Source organism: Xenorhabdus kozodoii (genome assembly GCF_002632875.1).
In the GTDB taxonomy this organism is placed as follows: Bacteria; Pseudomonadota; Gammaproteobacteria; order Enterobacterales; family Enterobacteriaceae; genus Xenorhabdus; species Xenorhabdus kozodoii.
On sequence record NZ_NJCX01000083.1, the window covers coordinates 1 to 1,126 of the forward strand.

Annotated in this window: 1 protein-coding gene; it reads right to left on the bottom strand. The window is 49.4% G+C overall.

Annotation, left to right across the window (positions count from 1 at the left end; genetic code table 11):
* A partial coding sequence (locus Xkoz_RS19165) for a phage major capsid protein (RefSeq protein ID WP_099143517.1) occupies window positions 1-852 on the bottom strand: 852 nt, incomplete at its 3' end.
* Window positions 853-1,126: the final 274 nt, after the last annotated feature.

Genomic DNA, 1,126 nt, shown 5'->3' on the forward strand with positions numbered 1-1,126 from the left:
GTTGGCGGCAGTATTGGAGTTCATCACCCAGACGGAGTTTTTACGGTATTTGTTCTTAAGCAGGAACTTAAGATCAATCAGGCTATCGGCCTCAAGCGTGGTCGCTTCCAGTTTTTGCAACGTGCCAAAATCACGCAACTTGTCGCCTTGGGTGTCACGGGGATAAGACAGAAAGCCTTTCGCTTTTTTACTGCCGTCACCGCTCACGAGATCCGTTTCTTCGGTATCCACGAACGTGTCGGCAATCTCAGCGGTCAGCCAGCCTAAGATATCCACATCGCTAAAGTCGATAATTTCTTGGGTGGTCTTGGGATAGGCGTAAATAGGGAACAGTTTGATGCTGACTTCTTCCATTTTCGGTGTACCAGTCTCACCGCGTGCCTTGCCTTCTTCCCCGTGTGCCACTGCCGCCCCCCCGACCGAAACAAGCTGTTTATATTCGTTGCTGCGGGTGGTTTTGATAGTACAGATTTGGCGCATGACCGATTCATCAGCCAATTGCTGCATGATCTGCTTGTTCAGTTCCGGGATAACGGTATAGCCACCCTCGGAGGGGACGCCCGTAGACAAGGCGCGGGTTTCTCCGGTCACAATATAGTGGCGCAGTTCGTCATTGCTGAGGTTTTCACTGGCTGGCTGGGGTTTACCTGCCTGACTGCGTTCTTCGTCAGATAATGCCTCATAACGGGCAATTTCGGCATTCAGGGCATCGGACTGAGTGCGCAGTTCGTCGAACTGTTTGGCTTCATCAGGATTCAGTGAACGCTTTTCGTCTTCCGCTTTGGTCAGAAGAGAACGCATTTGTTCGGTAAAGGTTGCTTTTTGCTGGCGTAATTCGAGTAGTTTCTTCATGGTGCCTCTGCATGTAGGTTAAGGGGTTCGCTGTCATGCAGGTTTCGGGGAGGCGGTAGCGGGTCAGTACTACCGCCTTTGAGGACATGCTACAGAGCAAGAAATCAAGATGTGCCTACATGTATCAGCAATTACTATTTAACACCATGAAAAATAATAAAAAAGACCTCGAAACAGGAGGTCTAAACAGGCGGAAACATGAGGACAGAATACTTACAAATCTTTACTCTTCAAAATTCCACGGGGCATGCTCAAGCGTTGAGGCGATATACTC